The 24,982-nt window shown below is 39.1% G+C and carries 14 protein-coding genes; 6 read left to right on the top strand and 8 right to left on the bottom strand.

All coding sequences use genetic code 11. From position 1 onward, the window contains the following. Positions 1 to 57: 57 nt before the first annotated feature. A complete protein-coding gene (gene dnaE, locus ACQ334_RS15050; protein WP_430989064.1) occupies positions 58 to 3,678 on the top strand; it encodes a DNA polymerase III subunit alpha in 3,621 nt (1,206 codons plus the stop codon). A gap of 200 nt (positions 3,679 to 3,878) precedes the next feature. Next, positions 3,879 to 4,196 (top strand): thioredoxin, encoded by a 318-nt coding sequence (gene trxA / locus ACQ334_RS15055; protein WP_430989065.1) that lies wholly within the window; start codon positions 3,879 to 3,881, stop codon positions 4,194 to 4,196. 515 nt (positions 4,197 to 4,711) lie between these two features. On the opposite strand, the gene ACQ334_RS15060 is transcribed toward trxA, so the two are convergent. Further along, positions 4,712 to 5,968: a nucleoside permease gene (locus ACQ334_RS15060; protein WP_430989066.1), complete on the bottom strand. Its 1,257-nt coding sequence runs from the start codon at positions 5,966 to 5,968 to the stop codon at positions 4,712 to 4,714. Between the two features lie 196 nt (positions 5,969 to 6,164). Between ACQ334_RS15060 and mqnE the strand changes: the two genes are divergently transcribed. Beyond that, the gene (gene mqnE, locus ACQ334_RS15065) at positions 6,165 to 7,334 is read left to right on the top strand and encodes an aminofutalosine synthase MqnE (protein WP_430989067.1); all 1,170 of its coding nucleotides are present in this window, start codon (positions 6,165 to 6,167) and stop codon (positions 7,332 to 7,334) included. 346 nt (positions 7,335 to 7,680) lie between these two features. On the opposite strand, the gene ACQ334_RS15070 is transcribed toward mqnE, so the two are convergent. Together ACQ334_RS15070 and ACQ334_RS15075 are read right to left on the bottom strand one after the other, a co-directional pair. Next, entirely contained in the window at positions 7,681 to 8,709 is a 1,029-nt protein-coding gene (locus ACQ334_RS15070) for a PorP/SprF family type IX secretion system membrane protein (protein WP_430989068.1), read from the bottom strand. Between the two features lie 11 nt (positions 8,710 to 8,720). Next, complete coding sequence (locus tag ACQ334_RS15075) at positions 8,721 to 15,383, bottom strand: PKD domain-containing protein (protein ID WP_430989069.1); 6,663 nt, start codon at positions 15,381 to 15,383, stop codon at positions 8,721 to 8,723. Between the two features lie 516 nt (positions 15,384 to 15,899). On the opposite strand from ACQ334_RS15075, the gene ACQ334_RS15080 reads away from it, so the two are divergent. Beyond that, entirely contained in the window at positions 15,900 to 16,766 is an 867-nt protein-coding gene (locus ACQ334_RS15080; RefSeq protein ID WP_430989070.1) for a lipase family protein, read from the top strand. 103 nt (positions 16,767 to 16,869) lie between these two features. On the opposite strand, the gene ACQ334_RS15085 is transcribed toward ACQ334_RS15080, so the two are convergent. The 5 genes from ACQ334_RS15085 to ACQ334_RS15105 all read right to left on the bottom strand — a co-directional run bounded on the left by ACQ334_RS15085 (position 16,870) and on the right by ACQ334_RS15105 (position 23,411). After that, positions 16,870 to 19,383 carry a DNA gyrase/topoisomerase IV subunit A gene (locus tag ACQ334_RS15085; protein ID WP_430989071.1) on the bottom strand — a complete coding sequence of 838 codons (2,514 nt, stop codon included), beginning with the start codon at positions 19,381 to 19,383 and terminating at the stop codon, positions 16,870 to 16,872. A gap of 46 nt (positions 19,384 to 19,429) precedes the next feature. Continuing rightward, entirely contained in the window at positions 19,430 to 19,804 is a 375-nt protein-coding gene (locus tag ACQ334_RS15090; RefSeq protein ID WP_430989072.1) for a four helix bundle protein, read from the bottom strand. Between the two features lie 86 nt (positions 19,805 to 19,890). Continuing rightward, positions 19,891 to 20,709 (bottom strand): DUF1835 domain-containing protein, encoded by an 819-nt coding sequence (locus ACQ334_RS15095; RefSeq protein ID WP_430989073.1) that lies wholly within the window; start codon positions 20,707 to 20,709, stop codon positions 19,891 to 19,893. Positions 20,710 to 20,723: 14 nt separating this feature from the next. Further along, positions 20,724 to 21,518 carry a class I SAM-dependent methyltransferase gene (locus tag ACQ334_RS15100; protein WP_430989074.1) on the bottom strand — a complete coding sequence of 265 codons (795 nt, stop codon included), beginning with the start codon at positions 21,516 to 21,518 and terminating at the stop codon, positions 20,724 to 20,726. Between the two features lie 6 nt (positions 21,519 to 21,524). Continuing rightward, positions 21,525 to 23,411, bottom strand: a complete 1,887-nt coding sequence (locus ACQ334_RS15105) for a DNA topoisomerase IV subunit B (protein ID WP_430989075.1) — start codon at positions 23,409 to 23,411, stop codon at positions 21,525 to 21,527. Between the two features lie 126 nt (positions 23,412 to 23,537). Between ACQ334_RS15105 and ACQ334_RS15110 the strand changes: the two genes are divergently transcribed. After that, entirely contained in the window at positions 23,538 to 24,323 is a 786-nt protein-coding gene (locus tag ACQ334_RS15110; protein ID WP_430989076.1) for an SDR family oxidoreductase, read from the top strand. 136 nt (positions 24,324 to 24,459) lie between these two features. Then, complete coding sequence (locus ACQ334_RS15115) at positions 24,460 to 24,960, top strand: BON domain-containing protein (protein WP_430989077.1); 501 nt, start codon at positions 24,460 to 24,462, stop codon at positions 24,958 to 24,960. Positions 24,961 to 24,982: the final 22 nt, after the last annotated feature.

A 24,982-nucleotide genomic window follows, 5' to 3' on the forward strand; every position in this document is an offset into this window, starting at 1 on the left:
TTGACTGATAAAACATATAATCTTTAAAACTAAGTTCTCCGCCGCGGAGACAGGGGTATGAAATTTTCTCACTTACACGTACACACACAATTTTCTTTATTAGATGGCGCTGCCTCTATTAAGAATCTATATAAAAAAGCCATTGCAGATGGTATGCCTGCATTGGCCATCAGCGATCACGGTAATATGTTTGGTGCTTTTGAATTTGTAAAAGAAGCCCACAATCATAAAAATGCAGATGGCTCACTTAAAGTAAAGCCGGTTGTAGGTTGCGAATTTTATATTACTACCGACAGGCATCGCAAAACATTCAGCAAAGAAGAAAAAGATCCACGGCACCACCAGATCCTGTTAGCTAAAAATGAGCAGGGGTATAAAAATTTGGTGAAGCTTACATCGCTGGGATATATTGAAGGCATGTATTCCAAATATCCACGTATTGATAAAGAGCTCATTCATAAATATCACGAAGGATTAATTGCCACCACCTGTTGCCTGGGTGCATTAGTACCGCAAACCATTTTAAAACATGGCGAAGAAGAAGGCGAGAATGAATTTAAATGGTGGTTGAATATTTTTCAGCAGGACTATTATATTGAGTTGCAACGCCACGGCATTCCTGACCAGGAAAAAGTAAATGCCATTCTATTAAAGTTTGCAAAAAAATACAACGTAAAAGTTATTGCCAGCAACGATAGCCACTACGTTGACCAGAGTGATTTTAATGCCCACGATATTTTATTGTGCATTAACACCGGCGAAAAGCAGGCCACTCCTGCCAACCGTGAATTCAGTGACGATGATGTATCCATAAAAAACAAACGCTTTGGTTTTCCTAACGATCAGTTTTACCTGAAGAACACTGCAGAGATGATAAAAGTGTTTGAAGATCTGCCGGAAGCGATCGACAACACCAATGAAGTGGTGGATAAAATTGATGTGCTCAATTTAAAGAAAGAAATTCTACTACCCTTTTTTGAAGTGCCTGCCAACTACAAATCGCAGGATGATTATTTAGAGCATTTAACCTGGAGCGGTGCAAAAGAACGCTACAAAATTCTTACTCCTGAAAGTGAAGAGCGTTTGCAGTTTGAATTAGGCGTCATCAGAAAAATGGGCTTTGCCGGTTACTTTTTAATTGTAAGTGATTTCATTAAACACGGCAGGGATATTGGTGTGTTCATCGGGCCGGGCCGTGGATCTGCAGCAGGTAGTGCGGTGGCGTATTGCATTGGCATCACCAATATTGACCCGATAAAATACAATTTGCTATTCGAAAGATTTTTGAACCCTGAGCGTAAGAGCATGCCGGATATTGATACGGACTTTGATGATGATGGCAGGCAAAAAGTAATTGATTATGTGGTGCAGAAATATGGCAAGAACCAGGTGGCACAAATTATCACTTATGGTACCATGGCAGCTAAAAGTAGTATTGCCGATGTATCAAGAGTAATGGATCTTCCTTTACCAGAAAGCCGTATTCTCACCAAATTAATTCCGGAAAGGCCAGGCATTAATTTAAAAAGATTATTACATGCGCCATTCACCATCAAGGAAGCAAAAGCAGGAGAAAAATCTTTAGAAGAAAAAGAAGCTTTGCAACCTGATGACCTGGATAATGTAAAACAACTAAGGGCCATTTATGCTGGCAACGACCTGCGGAGCACTATACTGCACGAAGCTGAAATTTTAGAAGGTTCTGTGCGTAACACGGGTATACATGCATCAGCGATCATCATTGCGCCAAAAGACCTTACTGAATTATTACCTGTTGCAACATCAAAAGAATCTGAATTATGGTTAACACAAATTGAGGGTAATTCTATTGAGGAAGCCGGCGTAATTAAGATGGACTTTTTAGGATTGAGAACATTGAGTATTCTAAAAACAGGCCTGTCTCTTATCAAACAGAATCATGGCGTTTCTATCGACATTGATTATATCCCTCTGGATGATGAAAAAGCATACGCATTATATCAAAGAGGCGATACCAATGGTACCTTCCAGTTTGAAAGTGCCGGTATGCAGAAATACCTGCGTGAACTGAAGCCGGATAAATTTGACGATCTGATTGCAATGAACGCCTTGTATCGTCCGGGGCCAATGAGTTATATCCCTGATTATATCGATCGTAAGCATGGCAAAAAACAGGTAGAGTATGATCTGCCTGATATGGAAGAACACCTGAAAGAAACCTATGGTATTACAGTGTACCAGGAACAGGTAATGTTATTGTCGCAAAAGTTAGCCGGTTTCAGTAAAGGTGATGCGGATGTATTGCGTAAAGCGATGGGTAAAAAACAAATTGCGGTGCTGGATAAAATGAAAGCACAGTTTATTGCCGGTGCTACCGCCAAGGGACACCCTGAAGATAAATTAAATAAGATCTGGACGGATTGGGAGGCGTTTGCCCAATATGCATTCAATAAATCGCATAGTACGTGTTATGCTTTTGTAGCTTATCAAACGGCTTATTTAAAAGCCCACTACCCCAGTGAATATATGGCGGCAGTGTTGAATCATGCAGGCAGTATTGAAAAGATCACTTTCTTTATGGAAGAATGTAAACGCATGGGATTAACTGTTCTGGGCCCCGATATTAATGAAAGCCAGAATGGTTTTGCTGTAAATAAAAAAGGGGAAATACGTTTTGGTTTCAGCGGATTAAAAGGTGTGGGTGAAAAAGCTATTGAAGATATTATTATTGAAAGAGATAAACATGGTGCTTTCAAAAGCATTTTCGATCTGGCAAAAAGATGCAACAGCAAATCGGTAAATAAAAAATCGATGGAAAGTTTAGCCTATAGCGGCGCTTTTGATTGCTTTACAGATGTGATACGTGCACAATATTTTTATGCCGCACCGGGTGATGTTAGTGGCCTGGAAAAGATTGTTAAGTTTGGCAACGTTTTTCAATCGCAGGCCGCCAGTACCACCAACACTTTGTTTGGTGATTTAGCTATGCCTGAAATTATGCCTCCTAAATTATCTGTTTGTGAACCGTGGCCATTGGTACAGCAACTGGATTATGAAAAAGAAGTTACCGGGATGTATATCAGCGGGCATCCTTTAGATAATTATAAGTTTGAATTAAAGCATTACAATATCACTTCGCTGGCAGATTATGTGGAGTTTAAAAATTCAGTGAACAGTAATCCTAATCCTGCAAAACAATTTCGTGTGGCGGGCTTGGTAATTGATGCGGCACACCGCCTTACTAAAACGGGTAAAAACTTTGGTATATTAACGATAGAAGATTTTAGCGGCAAGGCGGAGTTTATGTTATGGAGCGAAGATTATGTGAAGTACCAGAATTATTTAGAAAAAGGAATGATTGTTTTGGTAGAAGGCGGTTTTAAACAACGCTACAACAGCAACGAATATCAATTTGCATTAAGTAAAATCCATTTATTGGAAACAGTGAAAACAGCACTCACCAAACAGGTTGTGATTGATGTACAGCCGCAATTTGTAAATGCCGATTTCATCAATTTCATTGATCAGAATATTAAAGCAAATCCCGGTAAAACATCTATTAAATTCAATGTAAAGGATTTACGCAATAATCATAAAGTGGGTATGTACAGTTTAGAAAAAGGCTTTACCATGAACGATGAGATGGCCGTATTTTTAAACGGTAATGTAGATGTGGAAGTGAGTGTGGTGACGGCTTAGGTGCCCCGTAGGTGTCCGACGGCTTGAAGCCGTCATGACACCTGAAACATTTTCGAAATTAGAAAATAATTGATGCCGCAGTGGCATAGTACTACTTGCAAATTGGCACATTAACACTATGTGGATATGTCATAACAGCACATTAACAGGATTGGACTTAAATTTGTCCTCTCTCTATAAAATTTAAACAAAAATATATTATGGCACACGAATTCACAGATGCAAACTTTAAGACAGACGTTTTAGACAGCGATAAATTAACCGTTATTGATTTTTGGGCAGAATGGTGCGGTCCATGCCGTGCAATAGGCCCGGTAATTGAAGAATTATCAAAAGAATACGAAGGCAAGGTAAACATTGGTAAAGTAAATGTTGACCACAATCCCCAGGTTTCTATGAACTACGGTATCACCAGCATTCCTGCAATCCTTTTTGTAAAAGGCGGACAGGTGGTTGATAAGTTAGTAGGCGCACAACCAAAAGCCAACTTTGTAAAAAAGATAGAAGCTTTAAAGTAATCTATTACAGTTATATAATTAAAGCCCTTACATTTTTGTGAGGGCTTTCTTGTACATTGAAATTGTATTTCGATTACTATGCCGAAATGAAATTTCAGCGTACCAGGTACAACCAAAAGCAAGCTTTGTAAAAAGACAGAAACTTAGAAGTAATCAACTACAGTTATAAAATTAAAGCCCTCGCATTTTTGTGAGGGCTTTCTTGTACATTGAAATTATATTTCGATCAATGTGCCGAAATGAAATTTCAGCGTACCGGGTACAACCAAAAACAAACTTTGTAAAAAGACAGAAACTTAGAAGTAATCAACTACAGTTATACAATTAAAGCCCTTACATTTTTGTAAGGGCTTTCTTGTACATTGAAATTATATTTCGATCAATGTGCCGAAATGAAATTTCAGCGTACCAAATACAGGCAAAAGCAAGCTTTGTAAAACACAGAAGCTTTAAAATAATTGTTACAGGTTGGCTTTAATAAAAATTCCCTCAACAAGCTGAGGAGATTTTTTATCTTAATGCGTTACATTTTGTATTTCCTGCGGATTGTGTTTGTGTTTAAATAAAACTAAAAATAAAACCCCTACTACTAATGCATAAGCACCAAAAGCCAGCCATATGTGATACCAGTCTTTAGTACTATCAGCAGCTGTAAAATATTTTTGTATAATAAATCCACTTACAGAACTTCCCAACACTGCACCTACTCCATTTGTCATCATCATAAAAAGCCCTTGTGCACTGGCTCTTATTTTCGGATCGCTCTGTGTTTCTACAAAAAGAGAACCAGAGATATTGAAAAAATCAAATGCCATACCATATACAATACAAGATAAAACGATCATCCAAAGTCCATTGCCCGGATTACCATAAGCAAACAGGCCAAACCTGAGTACCCAGGCAAACATACTAAACAACATTACCTGCTTAATACCAAATCTTCTTAAGAAAAAAGGGATGGCAAGAATAAATAATGTTTCAGATATCTGGGAAATCGACATAATAATAGCAGGATATTTTACCGCTATTGCATCTTTATAAGCAGGCACTTTAGCAAAGTCATGTAAAAAAGTATCCCCGTAGGCATTGGTCAATTGTAATGCCGCACCTAATAACATGGAAAAGATAAAGAACATCGCCATTTTTTTATTTTTAAACAGCGTAAAAGAAGTGAGGCCCATAGCATCAACAAAAGATTGGTTTTGTTTACCGGTAAGTTGCGGCGGACATTTAGGAAGTGTGAAAGAATATATTCCTAAAAATAATGATGCTGCCGAAGCCACATAAAACTGGCTGGCAGAAGTTTCAAAACCTAACAGGCTTACAACCCATAGCGCTGCAATAAAACCAATTGTTCCCCATACCCTGATTGGCGGATAATCTTTCACTACATCCTTGCCATTATTTTTCAACGAGGTATAGGCTACTGCAATTGCCAATGCAATGGTAGGCATATAAAAAATCATGTTCAGCAATATTACCCAAAAGAAAGTGGTGGGGTCTGTCACCATTGGCAACGTAAAAAGAACCACTGCACCACAAATATGGCAAATGCCATATAATTTCTCTGCATTAATAAATTTATCTGCAATGATGCCCATTATTGAAGGCATAAAAAGAGAAGCAATACCCATTGTAGAAAAGATCACGCCAAACTTATCCCCTGCCCAATGCTTATTCTGGAACCAGTAAGCACCAATTGTTATTAGCCAGGAACCCCAAACAAAGAATTGCAAAAAATTCATCACCGTAAGACGAAACTTAATACTCATGCCTATTTTAGTTTAGACTTGGAAGATATACATTTATTCTGAAACGACATGGCTACACCCGCTTGAATTTAAGGTAGTGGCATACGGTTAAAAAAGCGTAGTATCCAGCCAAAATACACCTTGAGATTATAACTATTCCTTTTAAAAAATAATGTTACAACTTCTATTATCGTCGTAAATTTGCAAAAAAATTCCAATGAGCACTTCAATAGATATTTTAATCAGTTCGGTTACAGATAAAGCTTTACAAAGCATTGCACAAAAAGTAAAAGATGGTGTAAGAATCACCGATGAAGAATGCCTGGTGCTTTTTGAAAAAGGGAGCCTTGCCTTTGTGGGTGCCCTGGCCAATTTTATCAGGGAGAAACTACATGGTGATAAAACATATTTCAATCGCAACTTTCATATTGAGCCTACCAATGTATGTGTATTCAGTTGCAAATTCTGCAGTTACAGCCGCTTGTATGCAAATAAGGAAGAAGGTTGGGAACTGAGTATTGAACAAATGCTGGACATTGTAAAGACCTACGACGGTAAACCCATTACCGAGGTTCATATTGTGGGCGGAGTGCATCCTAAAATGAATATGGATTATTTTATTGAGCTGATGCAAAAGATAAAAGCCCATCGCCCCGGATTGCACGTAAAAGCATTTACAGCAGTTGAACTGGATTACATGTTCCGCAAGGCAAAACTCTCTACTGCCGAAGGCATGAAGAAATTGCATGATGCAGGACTGGATAGTTTACCTGGTGGCGGTGCCGAAATTTTTCATCCTGAAATAAGAGAACAGATCAGTGCTGATAAAGTAAATGCTGACGGCTGGTTAGCTATTCATGAAGAAGCGCATAAATTAGGTATGCACAGTAATGCTACCATGTTATACGGACATATTGAAAAATACGAACACCGTATTGACCATATGAGGAGACTGCGTGAGCTGCAGGATAAAACAAAAGGTTTCAACACTTTTATTCCATTAAAGTTCCGCAACCATGATAATGACATGAGCCATGTACCTGAAAACACTATTACAGAAGACATGAGGCTGTATGCCATCGCAAGAATTTATTTAGATAATTTTCCTCACCTTAAAGCTTACTGGCCAATGCTGGGCAGGCAGAATGCACAATTGAGTTTAAGTTTTGGTGTAAATGATATTGATGGCACTATCGACGATAGTACAAAAATTTATAGCATGGCGGGTAGCGAAGAGCAGACACCAAAGATGAGTACTGCCGAATTAGTTACTCTTATTAAACAAGTAAAAAGACAACCTGTAGAAAGAGACACTTTATATAATGTAGTGAAAGATTTCAGCAATGTTGTTTTTGCTGATGCAGAAAATTTGGCCCATTTAAATTGATGCATTTTTCATTTCCATTTAACCGGAGATGATCAACAAAGAATTGTTGATACGCTTAAAACTTAATAAATAAAATAGTGATAAGGGTAAAAATGACAACAAATAAAACAACACAGGCAATCACTAAAAATGAAATGGTTCTCATATAGTTGGATTTTCCTTTTATTTGCCAAAAACCATACCAACAGCGGGTTTTGTTGATAATAATACCTTGTATTTGTCAACAATTTTTATAGAAACCCTGCGTTGATTCTGGCTACTACTAATTATGCCGGGCAAGCAATCTACCGGGTAATTTTTATGTTTCAGAATAACGAGACTGCAAACGTATTGGGTTATTGTACCATTAAAAAAATAAAGGGCACTTTACTTTATTTGCAGAAGTATTGTATTTATTATTAAACGCCTTGTAAGAAAGTGTAACTTCAAAAGCTCCCCTGTACTGCGATGCTGATTTTAATTTACTGGAGTTTACGTCGTACGACATTCCTAAACTGTAATCATAATAATCCAGTTTTACCACGGGCATAAACGCATCTTTCCAACGATAAAATACACCTCCCGAAATACTTATTTTCTGTTCTTCATCGTATTGTACCAGGTCATGATTAAGCATAAAACCTCCCTGACCCTGCCTGGCTCCTCCCTGCATAAAATAATCCAGGTACATGATAAGGCGGTTCTCATCGCTTAATGGTGCTGCAAAGCCTCCATTAACTACCCATTTTTTATTCAGTATAATATCATTTTGTTTTTGAAAAGCCACTTTAGGTTCTGTAAAATGAAACAGGCCAACACCGATATAATACCTTGTATTTTCTCCTGCCACACTACTGAAACAAAGCCCTGCGGTTCCATCCCAGTATGTAAGTTTGGTACTGCTAAAAGTTTGTTTGGTTGGATTGGAAGTGCTATAGGAACCATTCACATACTGGTCATCAAAAGTTAAACGGGAAGGGTCAAACCTTTGCATTACAGGGCCTCCCATGATGCCTGCAGATAAATAAGTATTCTTATCGCCCAACGATTTGTGGTAATTAAATACAGGAAAAGCCTGTGTGCGGCTTAATTTAGAATCACCTGCAATATCATTAGACAACTGTACCCCGTAAGTAAAAAAATCATTCGAATTTTCTCCTATCGGTTTTTTAAATTCAGCACCAAGGCCAAACGTTCTGTAAGGCACGGTTACACTTTGCCATTGATTTCTGTATGCCGATGTTATCCTGATATCACCGGAAAAGATTCCGGCTAATGAAGGATTTCTTAATAGTGGCAAATCGTAAAACTGGGAAAAATTTATATCCTGTGCGCCGGCAAACTTTGCCAGCAGCATAACTACTAACAGCAGGAATATTTTTTTAGCGGGCTTCATAGGTTATAAAATTATTTAAGTATAGTAATATTTCCTTTATACGTGTAAGGTATTCCGTTATCGCAGAATATCTCTGCAGTATATACAAACACATCTGGCGTTGCTGGTACTCCCCTCACCTTTCCATCCCATCCGTATTTAGGATCGTTAGGATAAAAATTCGCTTTTTCAAATACCACTTCTCCCCAACGGTTAAATATCCTGAACGATTTAACGGTAATTCCACTTCCTCTCACCATCAATATATCATTCAGGCCATCATTGTCCGGGGTAAAGGCATTAGGTATATACACCTGTGCACTTTTACAAATGGAATTGATAAAGATCGTGTCAGAAGCAACACATCCGAAAGTATTGGTGACCTGAACTGTATAGAAAGAATTGTTCTTCACTATTGTAGAAGGTGAAGGGCAATCACTGCAACTCAATTCTGAAGCTGGTGTCCATTCCCATTTAATGATAGGACCATTTTGTGTAACACCGTTAAGCGTTAAATGTGTACCGGTTGCTAAAGTTCTGTCGGGGCCAATATTTACTTTTGGCTTAGGCCCTACCGTTATTAACACATACCCGGTATCGGTAAAGCAATTATGCCCATCAAAACCTATTACCTGGTAACGTATGGTTGCAGAAGGCTTTGCCGATGGATTTGCAGTGTTCAGTCCACTTAAATTAGTTGGCGGCGACCAAATATAGCTGTTGGCATTTGACGCCAGCATGCTGGTGCTTTCACCAATACATAAAGTATCATCAGGTGAAACTTTCATCTTAAATGGTTTGATCACATTTAATACCACTGAATCGTATGCAAAGCAACCAAAAGAACTGGTTCCTTTAACCTTGTACACGATTGAATCAATGGGTTTAGCAACCGGGTTAGCGCAGGTAGAACAGGTAAGATGATCTACAGGCGTCCAGGTATATTGAGCAGCACCAGTGGCATTTAACTGTACTGATTTACCCAGGCAAACAACGGCATCGGTAGTTGCATCAACAGCTGGTGTTGGATTAATAGTGATAGTAAATGTTTTTGCAGTGCCCGGACAATTTGAAGATGCCGGCACTACGGTAATTGTTGCAGTAATGGGCTGAGCCGTATTATTAACTGCTGTAAAAGAAGCAATGTTTCCTGTGCCGGAAGCTGGTATACCGATCAAAGGATTACTGTTTGTCCAGCTATAGACTGCACCTGCAACGGTACCTGTAAAATTGATAGCATTTATTGTTGCACCGTTACATACTGCCTGGTTAGCAGGTTGTGCAACATTTGGTGTAGGGTTAGCTGTTATGGTAAATGTTTTTACCGGAGCAGCACAACCATTGGCATTTCCTTTTACAGTAATAGTAGCCGTGGCAACTGAAGAACCGTTACTTAAGGCCTGGAATGATGGAATATTGCCTGTACCACTAGCCGCAAGGCCAATTAAAGGATAAGTATTGGTCCAGGTATACACTGTTCCTGCAACAGACCCTGTAAAGTTTATTGGTGTTGTAAAATTACCTGTACATAAATCCTGGTCTGCAGGTTTTACAATATCCGGTATTGGGTTAACAACAATGGTAAATGTTTTTGGCATACCGGGACAACCATTGAAAGTTGGTGTTACAGTAATGGTAGCTGTATTTACAGTTGCGCCATTGCTGCTTGCTGCAAATGAAGGAATATTTCCTGTACCACTTGCTGCCAAACCTATAGAAGGATTATTATTGGTCCAGTTATAAACAGCACCGCTCACAGCACCGGTAAAGTTTATGGGTGTGGTGTTACTGTTATCACACAATGCCTGGTCTGTTGGTTGTGCAACATCAGGTGTAGGGTTCACTGTTATATTGAATGTTTTTGATGGCGCTGCACAGCCGTTGCCGGATGCTGTTACTGTGATAGTGGCGGTAGTTGTGGCACTGCCATTGCTTAAAGCCTGGAACGATGCTATATTCCCTGTTCCGTTTGCTGCCAAACCAATTACAGTATTGGAGTTCGTCCATGTATATAATGTACCTGCAACAGGACCGGTAAAGTTTATTGGTGCGGTAAAGTTGCCGCTACACAATGCCTGGTCTGCCGGTTGCACTACGTCGGGCATTGGATTAACAGTGATCGTAAATGTTTTTGGTGTACCGGGACATCCATTGAACGTTGGTGTTACTGTAATGGTTGCAGTATTGATTGTTGCTCCATTACTGCTTGCGGTAAACGAAGGAATATTACCTGTACCATTTGCCGCCAAACCTATTGAAGTATTGCTATTGGTCCAGCTATAAGTAGCGCCTGTTACTGCACCGGTAAAATTAATTGGTGCAGTATTGCTGTTATCACACAAAGATTGGTCTGTTGGTTGTACAACATCAGGTGTTGGATTAACAGTTATGCTGAATGTTTTTGATGGAGCAGCGCAACCATTGGCTGATGCTGTTACGGTAATAGTAGCTGTTGCGGCGGATGCTCCATTACTGAAAGCCTGGAACGACGCAATATTTCCTGTTCCATTTGCTGCTAAACCAATTACCGTATTCGTATTTGTCCATGCATATAATGTTCCAGCAACCGGCCCGGTAAAATTTATGGGTGCGGTAAAGTTGCCACTGCATAATGCCTGGTCTGCAGGTTGTACCACATCCGGCATTGGTTTAACTGTAATAGTAAATGTTTTAGGCGTGCCGGGGCAGCCATTGAACATTGGTGTTACTGTGATAGTTGCTGTATTGATTGTTGCTCCGTTACTGCTTGCAGTAAATGACGGAATATTTCCGGTACCACTTGCAGCTAAGCCAATTGAAGTATTATTATTCGTCCAGTTGTAGGTTGCTCCTGGTACTGCACCGGTAAAATTAATTGCCGTGGTATTGCTGTTATCGCATAGTGTTTGGTCAGTTGGTTGTACAACATCCGGTGTAGGATTAACAGTAATAACAAATGATTTAGGAGGTGCGGTACAGCCGCCTATTGATGGCGTTACTGTAATGGTAGCCGTAGCAACATTAGCGCCATTGCTTGATGCAGCAAAAGATGCAATATTACCTGTACCATTGGCAGCTAAACCAATTATGGTATTGGTATTCGTCCATGAATATAAAGTTCCGGCAACGGGCCCGTTGAAATTTATTGCTGCTGTAAAATTACCACTGCACAATTGCTGGTCTGCTGGTTGCGCTACATCTGGCATTGGGTTAACCGTGATCGTAAATGTTTTTGGCGTACCGGGACAACCATTGAACATTGGTGTTACAGTAATAGTAGCAGTATTAATTGTTGCACCGTTACTATTTGCAGTAAACGATGGAATATTTCCAGTACCGCTTGCTGCCAAACCTATTGAAGGATTATTATTCGTCCAATTGTAAACAGTACCATTTACAGCACCGCTGAATGTAATAGCTGTTGTATTGCTATTATCGCATAAAGCCTGGTCTGCAGGTTGAACTACGTTTGGCGTTGGTTCTACAGTAATAACAAATGTTTTAGATGGAGCTGCACAACCATTGATTGATGCCGTTACAGTGATAGTGGCATTAGCTACTGAATTGCCATTAGCTGATGCCTGGAATGATGCAATATTACCTGTACCATTGGCTGCCAGCCCGATTATGGGTGCAGTATTGGTCCAGCTATAGAGCGTTCCTGCAACAGGACCGGTAAAGTTAATTGCCGATGTAAAATTACCGCTACACAATTGTTGATCTGCAGGTTGTGCTACATCAGGCATTGGATTAACCGTGATCGTAAATATTTTAGCCGCACCCGGGCAACCATTTACCAATGGTGTAACGGTAATAGTAGCTGAGTTTACAGTGGCCCCATTACTGTTTCCAATAAACGAAGGGATATTTCCAACCCCGCTTGCAGCCAGGCCAATGGTTGTGTTGTTATTGGTCCATTGATAGGTTGTTCCTGCAACAGTACCACTGAATGTTATTGCTGCAGTAACGCTGTTATTACATAATGTCTGATCTGCAGGCTGTGCTACATTTGGCGTTGGGTGAACTGTGATTAGAAATGTTTTAAACGGTCCCGGGCAGCCATTAGCCGTTGGTGTTACCCTGATAGTAGCATTGGCTACAGAGTTACCATTGCTTGAAGCCATGAATGATGCAATATTTCCTGTTCCGCTTGCTGCAAGGCCAATTAAAGGATAAGTGTTGGTCCAGTTATAAATTGTACCTGGCACGGCTCCCGAAAAATTTATGGCGGCTGCAAAATCACCATTACACAATACCTGGTTAGGCGGCTGCACCACATCTGGTGTGGGATGAATAGTTATGGTATGCACAGCTGTATCAGCACAACCATTTACCGTTGCAGTGATCAATTGTAAAGTATAGGTTCCTGCTGTGGTAAAATTAATGGTGATATTGGCAGATGAACCGCTTGCACCATTAGAACATGTCCAATGATAAAAACTGATGGCATCAACTGATTGTACCACGCTTGTAAATGTAACCGGCACCGACTGGCATTCAGCAGTATCACCAACAATAGATACCACCGGCGCATCATTTACTTTTACATAAATTGGTTTTACAATATTATCGTTACAGCCACTTGCGCCGGCAATAGACAGCCGAACATTATAAGTACCTGTAGTGGTATAAGTATGGTTTACATTAATGCCACTGCCCGTGGTGCCATCGCCAAAATCCCATGTACGTGATGTTATTCCAAAATAGGAATGAGATGTATCAGTGAAATTAAGCGTTGTGCTGCCGCAAACTTTTACCTGGTTATTAATAAACCCCGGATCAAGTATTTCTATTTTAATAGTATCGGTAATGGGTACCGGCGTTTGGCACCCCCCTGTAGAATGTATAATAAGAGATGGAATGTATATACCCGGTGTAAGATAGGTATGTGATACCGTATCCTGTGTAGTATGCAAAATTGTACCATCGCCAAAATTCCAGAATAAACTATCTGCATTACTGGTGATAGCATTGAACTGAACCGTTTGGCTGCCACAAAAATTACCACCGTTAAAGGAAAAACTTCCTGCCGGCTGCACTACAGATACCAGTTTCATCACACTACCGATACATCCGCCTGGCAGTACAACATTTAGTTTTACAATATAGCTTCCCGGCAATGCATAAGTATGTGTTACCGTGTCTCCGGTACCGGTAGTACCATCCCCGAAATCCCATATTGCAGAAGTTGATGGTACATCACGATTGTAAAAAGTAAAAGTATGTGGAGCACAAAGCCCCAGGGTATCAGACAGATCAAAATGGGCTTTAAACTCTCCCGTAATTTTTACAGGTATCGTATCTAAACAACCGAAGTTGTTGAAAGGAACCATTTCCAGCCAGATAGTAGTATTGATGGTTGGCCCCGGGTTTAATACTGCATTTTGCCCGGTTGCTAATAATGTAGTGAAGGCAGAATCCCACCAGTTATAAAACTGAAAGCCGGGAGGAGCAGTTAAATGAGTGATATGAGGTGGCGCACAATCGTAGTCCATCTCAATTGATTGTCCGCATGGTTTTTCCACATCAATATAAGAATATCCCCAATGTCCTCTTCTTACACAATCCGCATTCTTAAACTCGAGATACATGGTTTTACCGGCATAACCACGAAGGCTTAAAAACACTGTTGACCATGGTTTATAGATAACACCGGTATCAACAGTAGAACGTGTGAAGCCGGGGAGGTTTGCTGTGGAAACATATTCAAAAGATGCACAATCAACATAAGCATTCGCAGCAGAGTCAAACACATTTACCTGGAACCTTGGCTGAGACCACAGCGTATGACCAGGATCTTCAAACACAACTGCATAATCATACTTAATAGAAAAATTAGAATCATTTGCCGGCACCCTTATCACATAAGTAGCCCCTTCTGCTTCTGCTCCAATCTGGGTATTACCCAGTCTTAACGCAAAATTACTCCCGTCGGGAGGATTAGTTGGAAACAAACCGTAAGGATCAATGGCTGATGGCGTAACCCTGTTATAAAGTGTATGACGATTAGGTGTTGGGGGCGATGGAGTTAATGTGATCACATTAGTAGTACCAACAGAATCCACATGGCCTAAATAGCACTGCCAGTTAAAAAACGAGCCGTATTCAAAATCGATATTCTCAGGACAAACAGTGATAGCACTGGTTAAAGAGCTTGAAGAAGGATGATAAGGAACGGCATTAGTAATCGCTATATTACTTTGTTCCTTGTTAAATATAATTTCTCCATTCACATTTATTGTTCCATACCTGCCATTCTTTTCAATTTTTGCAATGCCATTTTTATAACCGTAAAAAACAGTGATATCAAGTGCTTTCACTACCTGCGCTTTGGTATTTACTAACCACCATCTTTTATTACCAAAAACGCCGGTTATAGTTTCAGTAAAGTCATACACGATATCATACATAAAAGGTATGATCACTTTTCCCGATTCATCAATAAAACCCCATTTATTATTTTTTTGCACCGCAGCAAGATGGTTGTTGAAATTTCTTGCCCCATCAAATTCAAGCGGATTGACAAGTGTACCAGCTTTATTGATAAAAGAGAATTTATTGTTTTTCAACACCCGGGCAAAACCATTTACAAATGATTCCTGCTCGTCCCAGGTAAGTTTTTGGGATGCCTGAACTTTAACGGAAGACGACTCCTGTGCGGAGATGTTTAAATTAAAAGTGATCAGTAAGACGGATAAAAGTACATATTTACTCATAGGCTTTGGCTTCTAATTAAAATTAATTTTGATGCCTGGTTGAGAGGATTTTAAAAGGTAAGCTGATAACGCAGCAGCGGTTTTTTTATTTTTTAAATCAGGGGGATTTTTGTGAAAACTTTAAGGAATAGTGTTTATGCGCAGGGATTACAGTAAAATTACGGGCACCCCTATTGTTTAAATCATGACAATAAGATTACTTCGATTCTAAAGACAGGGAAAAATCTGTCGGGCATATGTATGCGTATAATGTATACTACAGTTTTACAGCCTGCTTTCTGAAATTGCACCTGGTTGCACCCCTCTCACAAGATTAAATTTCAGGTAGAAATACGGTTGTAAACTTTTAAAGCAACCGGTACATTTGTTGTAATGCTTCCGGCTTTTGTTCTTATTGCAGTGCATTGCTGTAGTGACTATATTTCATTGTGATCAAAGGCAATGCAGTGTAAAAGCATCAGCAACATATTCACAAAGAATACTCATTAATTTATTTGTCATTGTAAAACCTTACTCATGTACGATCCCAATCTTTCCAAACTGCTGGCTCAAATGAGCGAACTAACCTACGTGCAATATAACAATGGTGTACCTCCGGCAAATAACGGTGCTGTTACGCTGCCCGCCGGTTTTACACAAACGGCGTCCTTTACAGCACCAGAAATTGACATTAATAAATTATGGCCCCATTATACAAATGTTGACTGGCAGAATATTACCGGCAGACAGGAAGTTGCGGCAATGAATCTGCAGTTACAAGAAGTATATTTTGGTTTTGCAGCAACATCTGCCCAATATAATATTATTGCACTCAGAGGCACTCAATCAGCATTTGAGTGGCTGCTTGATGCCAACATTCCACAGGTGCCGGTACCTTTAGTATGGTATAATAATGGGAAATTTCAATTGGCAAAAGTACACCTCGGCTTTGCTATTTTTTATACTTTACTTATAGAGCAGATCCTGGATGCCTTCAATAAATTTAATAACTCCCTGCCCTGCCTGGTTACGGGCCATAGCCTGGGTGCGGCACTAGCCACAATGGTAGCTCCATCGTTAAAGATCGCCAATATTGGCTGCAATGTGGAGATGTACAATTATGCCAGCCCCAGGGTTGGCAATGTTGCCTTTGCAGGGGCTTATAGTGCACTCGTTTCCGATAGTTACCGCATAGTTAACCTGGGAGACCTTATACCTATGTTACCTCCTACCAATGTTATCGGTCTTACTTATGCCGACGTTCCCACCGAATGGTCATTCCTCAATCAAACAGGTAATATAGCTGGTAATCATGCGCTGATAGGTACAGATAATTATACGGATGCTGTAAATGCAGCAGTGCCTACTAACGCACCACGTACTTATCCCGTAACTGGTTTGTGATAAACTAAAATTTTATTCCTTGGTCGGTGTCTCCACCGACCAAGGAATAAAAAACCTGTTAAGCACTTATCATGCTTAACAGGTTACAAATAATTATACAGGCTTAAAACAATTCCGGTTGCTGATCATCTTTTCCCTGCGGTTTCTCCCACTCCATTTCTACTGATTTAGAATATTCGGTAAGCTTTGCCCCTACTGCTTTCCAACCCATTACCTCCACCAGTTTTACTACTTTAAATTTGGCTTTGCGTACCATCTGGCCACGGCCGCTTTGTACAACTAAAATGGGTTCTGCATCGGTACTTACCATTTCCAGGCGATTATCTTTTCCTTCTTTAATAAAGAAGAATTTGCTGTGGAGTGTGGTGGTCTCTATTTTAAAACGTTTGATATTGTACTGCAACTTTTCATTATCTAAATACACTGCAGTTACAATTTTATCCGGGTTAAATTTTTCTATCATCAGCACTTTTTCAGGATCAAAACGCTGGGTCAGTTCCTGGTCGGTTATTTCGTAGTTGCCATCGTTATACACCACCAGCAGCCTGTCTTCTGCGTCAAATTTGCCCAAGTAATCTCCTTTTTCTTCAGTACTTAACCTGCCGAATTTATTATCGAACCATAATTTTTTAGCATCTAAAGTTGATTTACCTGCCTCTTTGAATTTTACAGATTTAATCGGATATTTTGTAACAATATTTCCAATACTGCCACGCCCTTTTATTTCCTGTTCTTCAAAATAAAAATCAAACTCTTTAATTCTTGCACTGCAATTAGGGCTTAAGACTATTTTCACCACTTCTGCTTCGCCATTGGCATTGGCAGTAAAATAATGCACCCTGCTTTTTTCTGCTCCCTTGGTCAAATCATATTCTTTATCTCTTGTTATTCCGGATACATTAAACCTTTTGGCAAAACTTACACCAGTCTTTCCGTCAACATAGATCATATTGTAAGTAGTGCGTTCATCATTCTTTTGAAAAACGGCCACATGCAAAATATCTTTTCCTATAAACACTTTATCGGAGACTTTTACCACTTTCATGACACCGCCTTTTGTAAATGCAATAATATCATCAAGGTCGCTCACTTCTGCAATTAACTCATCTTTCTTTAAACCGGTTCCTATAAAACCATCAGCACGGTTTACATATATTTTCGTGTTGGCAATAGCTACTGATTTTATCTGTATGGTATCAAATTCTTTTATTTCTGTTTTTCTTTCTCTGCCTTTACCATATTTTTTCAGCAGGTTTTCGTAATATGCAACGGCAAAATCAGTAAGATTAGCAATATCTTGTTTCACCTGTTTAATATCTGCTTCTAACCCTTTTATCTGTTCATTCAATTCATCAATATCCAAACGGTAAATACGGCGAACAGGTTTTTCTGTAAGCTTTACAATATCGTCTCTTGTAATCTCCCTCTTCAGTTGTTTTTTAAATGGACCAAAAGCAGTATCTATTGCAGTCAGTACCTTCTCCCAGGTTTCATGTTTCTTTTCTAACTCCTTATAAATTTTTTCTTCGAAGAATATTTTTTCCAATGAAGTGTAATGCCATTTTTCCTGTAACTCTCCTAGTTTTATCTGCAGCTCTTTCAGCAACAGGTCCCTGGTATTATCTGTAGCTATCTGTAATAATTCTTTTACGCCTAAAAATTGTGGCTTGTCTTTTACAATAACACAGCAATTGGGGGAAATACTAACTTCACAATCGGTAAAAGCATACAGTGCATCGATAGTAATATCAGGAGAAATGCCCGGCGCCAGCTCGATGATAATTTCAACTGCAGCTGCTGTATGGTCGGTAACTTTTTTAATTTTTATTTTGCCGGCATCGTTAGCTTTTACAATGCTTTCCATCAGTTGTGTGGTGGTAACACCATATGGCACACTTCTTATCACTAATGTTTTCTTATCCTGTTCTTCAATAATGGCACGTACCCTTACTTTACCTCCACGCTTACCATCATTATAAGCACTGGCATCCATAGTGCCTCCGGTTTGAAAGTCAGGTAGTATCTCAAACCTTTTGCCCCTCAGGTATTTTATTGACGCTTCAATTAATTCGCAAAAATTATGGGGTAAAATTTTTGTTGCTAAACCCACAGCAATACCTTCTGCACCTTGTGCCAGCAACAACGGAAATTTCATTGGTAATGTTACCGGCTCATTTTTTCTGCCATCATAGCTTAATGCCCAATCCGTAGTCTTTGCATTAAAGGCAACTTCCAAAGCAAACTTGCTCAGCCTTGCTTCAATATAACGTGGTGCTGCAGCATCATCACCTGTTCTCACATCACCCCAGTTACCCTGCGTTTCAATCAGCAGATCTTTTTGCCCAAGGTTTACCAATGCATCACCAATACTGGCATCACCATGCGGATGATATTGCATACTCTGCCCGATGATGTTGGCTACTTTATTAAAACGGCCATCATCCATTTCTTTCATTGCATGCAGAATGCGACGTTGCACGGGTTTCAATCCGTCTTCAATTGCAGGCACTGCCCTTTCCAATATTACATAACTGGCATAATCTAAAAACCAGGTTTTGTACTGGCCGCCAATGCCGGAATCTGTGTGGATGTAGTCTTCTTTATTTGCTTTAGCCATATCATTTAATACAAATGTTCAATAATCAATTTTCAACATTCAATGCTCAAGTTTTAGCAGTCTTATTCTTTTTGGCTGTATCAATACTTTTAGCAATGATGGCAATTAATTCTTCTGTCTCTTTATAAATATCAATTAATTTTGAAACAGGTTTAATTAATTCTTTTCTTCTTATAACTTTTAAAGCAGTTCGGCATTCTTTCAATTCTTTTAAGACAATACCTAGTTTATGAATGAAATCATTCCGGCTTTCCGCAGCCTGAGTTTCGCCATAATTAAATGTAGGAGAGTGACAGGATTTTATTAATTGTCCCGCTATATAGTTTCCACTCCTGGTATTTGGTAAAGCCTCTACCACATCAATCATTCTACACGTAAACTCAACAAACCGATCTTCTAAATCATATTTTTTATTATCCATTTTATAAAGTTGGCAATTCACTTTTAAAATAAGGTTAGTTATTACTAAAATGCATTTACACTTGAAAATTGAACATTAAAAATTGATCATTGAGCATTTGCCTTCGCTTTCACTTCAAAGTCTTTCATATTCGCCACCTTCCCCTGCACATCAAACATTTCCTGTGCAATCATCACTTTTAAACGCCACAGTAAATACGCATCACCAGTAGTGTGTTTGGCTTTACTTAAAAAATGATGAATAACTTTTGCAGCTTTCTGCCAATCACCGGTTACCTGTTTTTTTAATTCCGCATCATAAAAATCATAATCCACCTGCGTTAATTTTTTGCCGCCTTCCAATAAACGTACGCCTTTGTTTTCGTTGCAGAGTCTTGTCCATTCATCTGGGTCTACCTCAAATTCACTTAAAGTAATTTCACGTGCTAATTTTTTAGCCTTTAAAAATTCTTTGGCCGGAATTTCGCTGATCCAGTTGGGATAAAAAATATGTCCTTTTTCATTGATAAAAGGAAGGTTATTGAGGTAGAGAATAAAAACCCTGCCCTGGAATTCCTGCATATATTTCAGCAACCAGTAGTAACCGCTCACATCATGTTTATTTTGCGCTGCCCATATCCAGATGATCTCATTTTCATTTCGACGCATAGTGCCCACTAATTCAGCAGCAGTTTTATAATCGTCTACTTCCCCATCGGTTACTTTACTTTCATAGTCTCCGCCGGCAAGTACCTGCTGCCACCATTGTTTACGTTCTTCAATACCTTCGCCTACATAAATATTATTCAGCGGACCAACAGCGTAATCATCTTTTATTTGTACAATTTCTCCTTGCAAACTTTCGTCTAATTCTATTGCTTGCTGCAATACTTTTACATCGGGCTCATTAAAAACAATATGTATCATTATAGCTTTTCTTTTTAATAATTTTGTTGTGGTGTAATCAGATAATACACACAGGTGGTAAAATAATTACGGATGTATTTTATTTTACTAATCAATTTGTTTTGCACTTTAGGTTTCCAGCCAAATTTGTATTCGTAAATAGGATTGATAAGATAGTGGGTCTTATTCACTATTTTATAGCCTGTTTGCTGTACAATCTTTTCAAACCGTTCAATAGAAATTCCGGTTTCTTTTATTTCCACCATTTCCTGTACATTTTCTTTGCCTGCTTTTAGTATAATCCTGTACAAACCCATCGGCAACAAATGAAAGTAAGGCAGCTTGCTTAAAAAACGGCCACGCATTATTTGCTGGTGCCCGCCAAAAGGCATTTGCCAGGGCGGAAAGCCAAAAAATATAACCCCATCTGCATTTAAAAATGTTTTCATCCAGGCAATTAATTTTGATTGATCATGAATATGCTCAATAACATCTTTTAAAATAATGATATCAAATTTGCCTTTGAACTCTTCTGCTACATTTACTTTATAAACATCTTTTGATAAAAAGGATATTTTATTATTTGCCAATTCATCCTGCATCCATTCTCTTGCCATTACTAAACGTGGTTCATCTAACTCCACACCTACTCCCACACAACCCCTTTCTGTAAATGCTTTTAAAACGCCTGCTTCTCCGCATCCAATTTCCAAAACCCTTGTTCCCGGTGTAACAGCTTTATATTGCTCAATGAAAGGAATTACATATTTACGGGTGTTTTCCACCTGTATATCAAAATACCTTTTTCTGTCACCGTGAAATTCAAACATTCCCTGTTATATTTTTTCTTCTACAAGATCTAATTCAATCTGTAAGTTATCAATAATAAACTCCTGCCTGGAGGGGGTGTTTTTTCCCATATAATATTCCAGCAACTGCTGAATATGAGTTTCGGGCAACAACATTACGGGTTGCAGGCGCATATCGTTACTTATAAATTTCGCAAATTCTTCGGGGCTTATTTCTCCCAATCCTTTAAATCTTGTTATCTCCGGCTTACTACCTAATTTTTTTACGGCTGCTTGTTTTTCTGTTTCATCGTAACAATAAATAGTTTCCTGTTTATTTCTTACCCGGAACAAAGGTGTTTCTAAAATATACACATGCCCGTTCTTCACCAGGTCCGGAAAAAATTGCAGGAAGAATGTCATCAGCAGTAAGCGGATATGCAAACCATCCACATCGGCATCTGTTGCAAATACAATATTATTAAAGCGTAAATTCTCATACCCTTCTTCAATATTTAAAGCATGTTGCAATAAGTTGAATTCCTCATTTTCGTACACCACTTTTTTAGTAAGTCCAAAACAGTTCAACGGTTTACCACGCAAACTGAATACGGCTTGTGTGTTAACATTTCTTGCCTTGGTAATACTTCCGCTTGCACTATCACCTTCGGTAATAAAAATGGTGCTCTCTTTTTGCTTTTCTAAAATATTATCTTTGTCTTTTCCGGTAGCTTCATCATTGTAATGAAACTTACAATCCCTTAATTTTTTATTGTGCAGGTTGGCTTTCTTGGCTCTTTCGTTGGCTAATTTTCTAATACCGGATAATTCTTTTCTTTCTCTTTCGTTTTGTTCAATACGTTTTTTCAACGCTTCTGCAGTAGCAGGATTGCGGTGTAAAAAATTATCGAGTTCTTTAATTAAAAAATCGCCTACAAAATTTCTCATGCTTGGCCCGTTCTCATACACATTCAATGAACCGAGTTTAGTTTTGGTCTGGCTTTCAAAAACAGGCTCCTGCACACGTACGCTTATTGCGGCACAAATACTGCCACGTATATCAGCCGCATCATAATCTTTTTTATAAAACTCACGGATGGTTTTTATATAACCTTCCCTGAATGCTGCTAAATGCGTTCCACCTTGTGTGGTAAATTGTCCGTTTACAAAACTGTAGTATTCCTCACCATAAGTACCTTCGTGTGTAATGGCTACTTCAATATCTTCTCCTTTTAAATGAATGATGGGGTAGCGAATTTCATCAACATTCGTCTTACGTTGTAATAGATCCAGTAACCCGTTTTTACTTACATAACGTTTGCCATTTAAATTCATCACCAACCCTGCATTCAGGTAACAGTAATTCCAGAATTGGTTATCCAAATATTCCTGTACAAAATGAAAGTTTTTAAAAATAGTTTCATCAGGAACAAAAGTTACAAACGTACCATTATCTTCTTTGCTTGTTGTTTCCTTATGTTCTTTTACTAATACGCCTCTTTCAAATTCAGCCGTTTTTTCCTTACCCTCACGATAAGCTGTTACTTTAAAATAATGACTCAATGCATTCACCGCTTTTGTACCCACACCATTCAGGCCCACACTTTTCTGAAATGCTTTGCTGTCGTATTTGGCACCGGTATTTATTTTGCTTACCACATCTACCACTTTGCCCAAAGGAATTCCACGTCCATAATCTCTTACGGTAATTGTTTTGCCATCAATATTCACATCCACATGTTTACCATAGCCCATGGTATGTTCATCAATGCAGTTATCCACCACTTCTTTCAGTAAAACATAAATACCATCATCGGGGCTGCTGCCATCGCCCAATTTACCAATGTACATACCGGGGCGAAGGCGGATATGCTCTTTCCAGTCGAGGCTTTTGATGGAATCCTCTGTATAATCAAATAAGTCTTTTTCTGCCATTTCTATGCTATTTCAGCCTGCGAATATAGCGGAATGAAGGCATTTTACCGGACATAGAATTATCCACATGCAACAAATAAATGTGAGAAAAAATAAAATTATCTAGCTTTATCATAAATAGGAAAAATGAATCTAGACCTTTCGGGAAAAACGGCCCTGGTTTGCGGCAGCACACAGGGCCTGGGATACGCCACAGCAGCAGAATTGGCCTTACTGGGCTGCAATATTATTTTGTTTGCAAGAAATAAGGAAAAGCTGATTGATGCCACCGCTTCACTTGCCAAAAAAGATAATCAAAAGCATAATTACCTGGTAGCCGATTTTACTGATACAACTGCGGTTAAAAATGTTATTGCAGATTTCGTAAAAACCAATACCATTCATATCCTGATCAATAATACCGGTGGGCCGGCGGGTGGACCGGCGCTGAACGCCACTACAGATGAATTTATACAGGCATTTAATAACCACCTCATCAATAATCACCATTTAACGCAGGCCGTAGTGCCGGGTATGAAAGCGGCAGGCTTTGGCAGAATTGTAAATATAATTTCCACCTCGGTTAAAATTCCGCTGGCCGGTTTGGGCGTAAGCAATACCATTCGTGGTGCTGTAGCCAGCTGGGCAAAAACACTGGCTACCGAACTGGGGCCATTTGGTATTACGGTAAATAATGTATTGCCCGGTTTTACCAAAACCAGCAGGGCTGATTATGTTATTGGCAAAAAAGCCAAAGACACGGGTAAAACTGAAGAACAGATTTTAGCCGAACTGGTGGCTGAAATACCTGCCGGAAGAATCGGGCAGCCGGAAGAATTTGGCGCAGCGGTTGCATTTTTATGCTCACCAGCTGCGGCATACATCAATGGAATAAATGTACCGGTGGACGGCGGCAGGTTAGGTTGTTTATAAATTAATTAACAATGCAACCGGTTACAAAAAAAAGATGTCTGTATTAACCTGCGGGAAATGTTGAAATCAATTTTAAAAAAGCAATTCAAATTTCCTTTTCTTTGAACAATTATTAAAAACAAAAAAATCATTAACAATGAAACTAACTAAAGTAGTGATGGGGGTTGTAGTAGCAGCCACCTTATCCTTTGCAAGCTGCAAACCAAAAGATGGAGACATTAAAGAAAAAGTTGAGGCTGCGATTAAAGCAGACCCAATGTTAACGGGTGCTGTTGCCGACGTAAAAGATGGCGTGGTAACCATTACCGGCGAAATGAAAGACAGTGCCTGTAAAGCATTGTGCGAAAAAACAATTGGTGCTATTAAAGATGTAAAGCAGGTTGTTAACAACTGTACATTTACCCCTCCACCACCGCCACCTGCACCACCTGCTTCTTTAACTACAGTTTTGGATGCAGCCACTCAGCAAAAAGTAAAAGATGGTTTAAAAGACATCAAAGGTGTTACGGTAACATTTGATGGCGAAAAAGCTATACTTGCAGGTGATGTAAGCAAGGCAGACAGGATGAAAATTATGCAAATGTTAGCTTCTGCAAAAGTAAAATCTGACGTAAGCAAATTAATGGACAAGAAATAATTTCAATCACAAACTAAAAAAC

Source organism: Ferruginibacter sp. SUN106 (assembly GCF_050611765.1).
GTDB lineage: Bacteria > Bacteroidota > Bacteroidia > Chitinophagales > Chitinophagaceae > Ferruginibacter.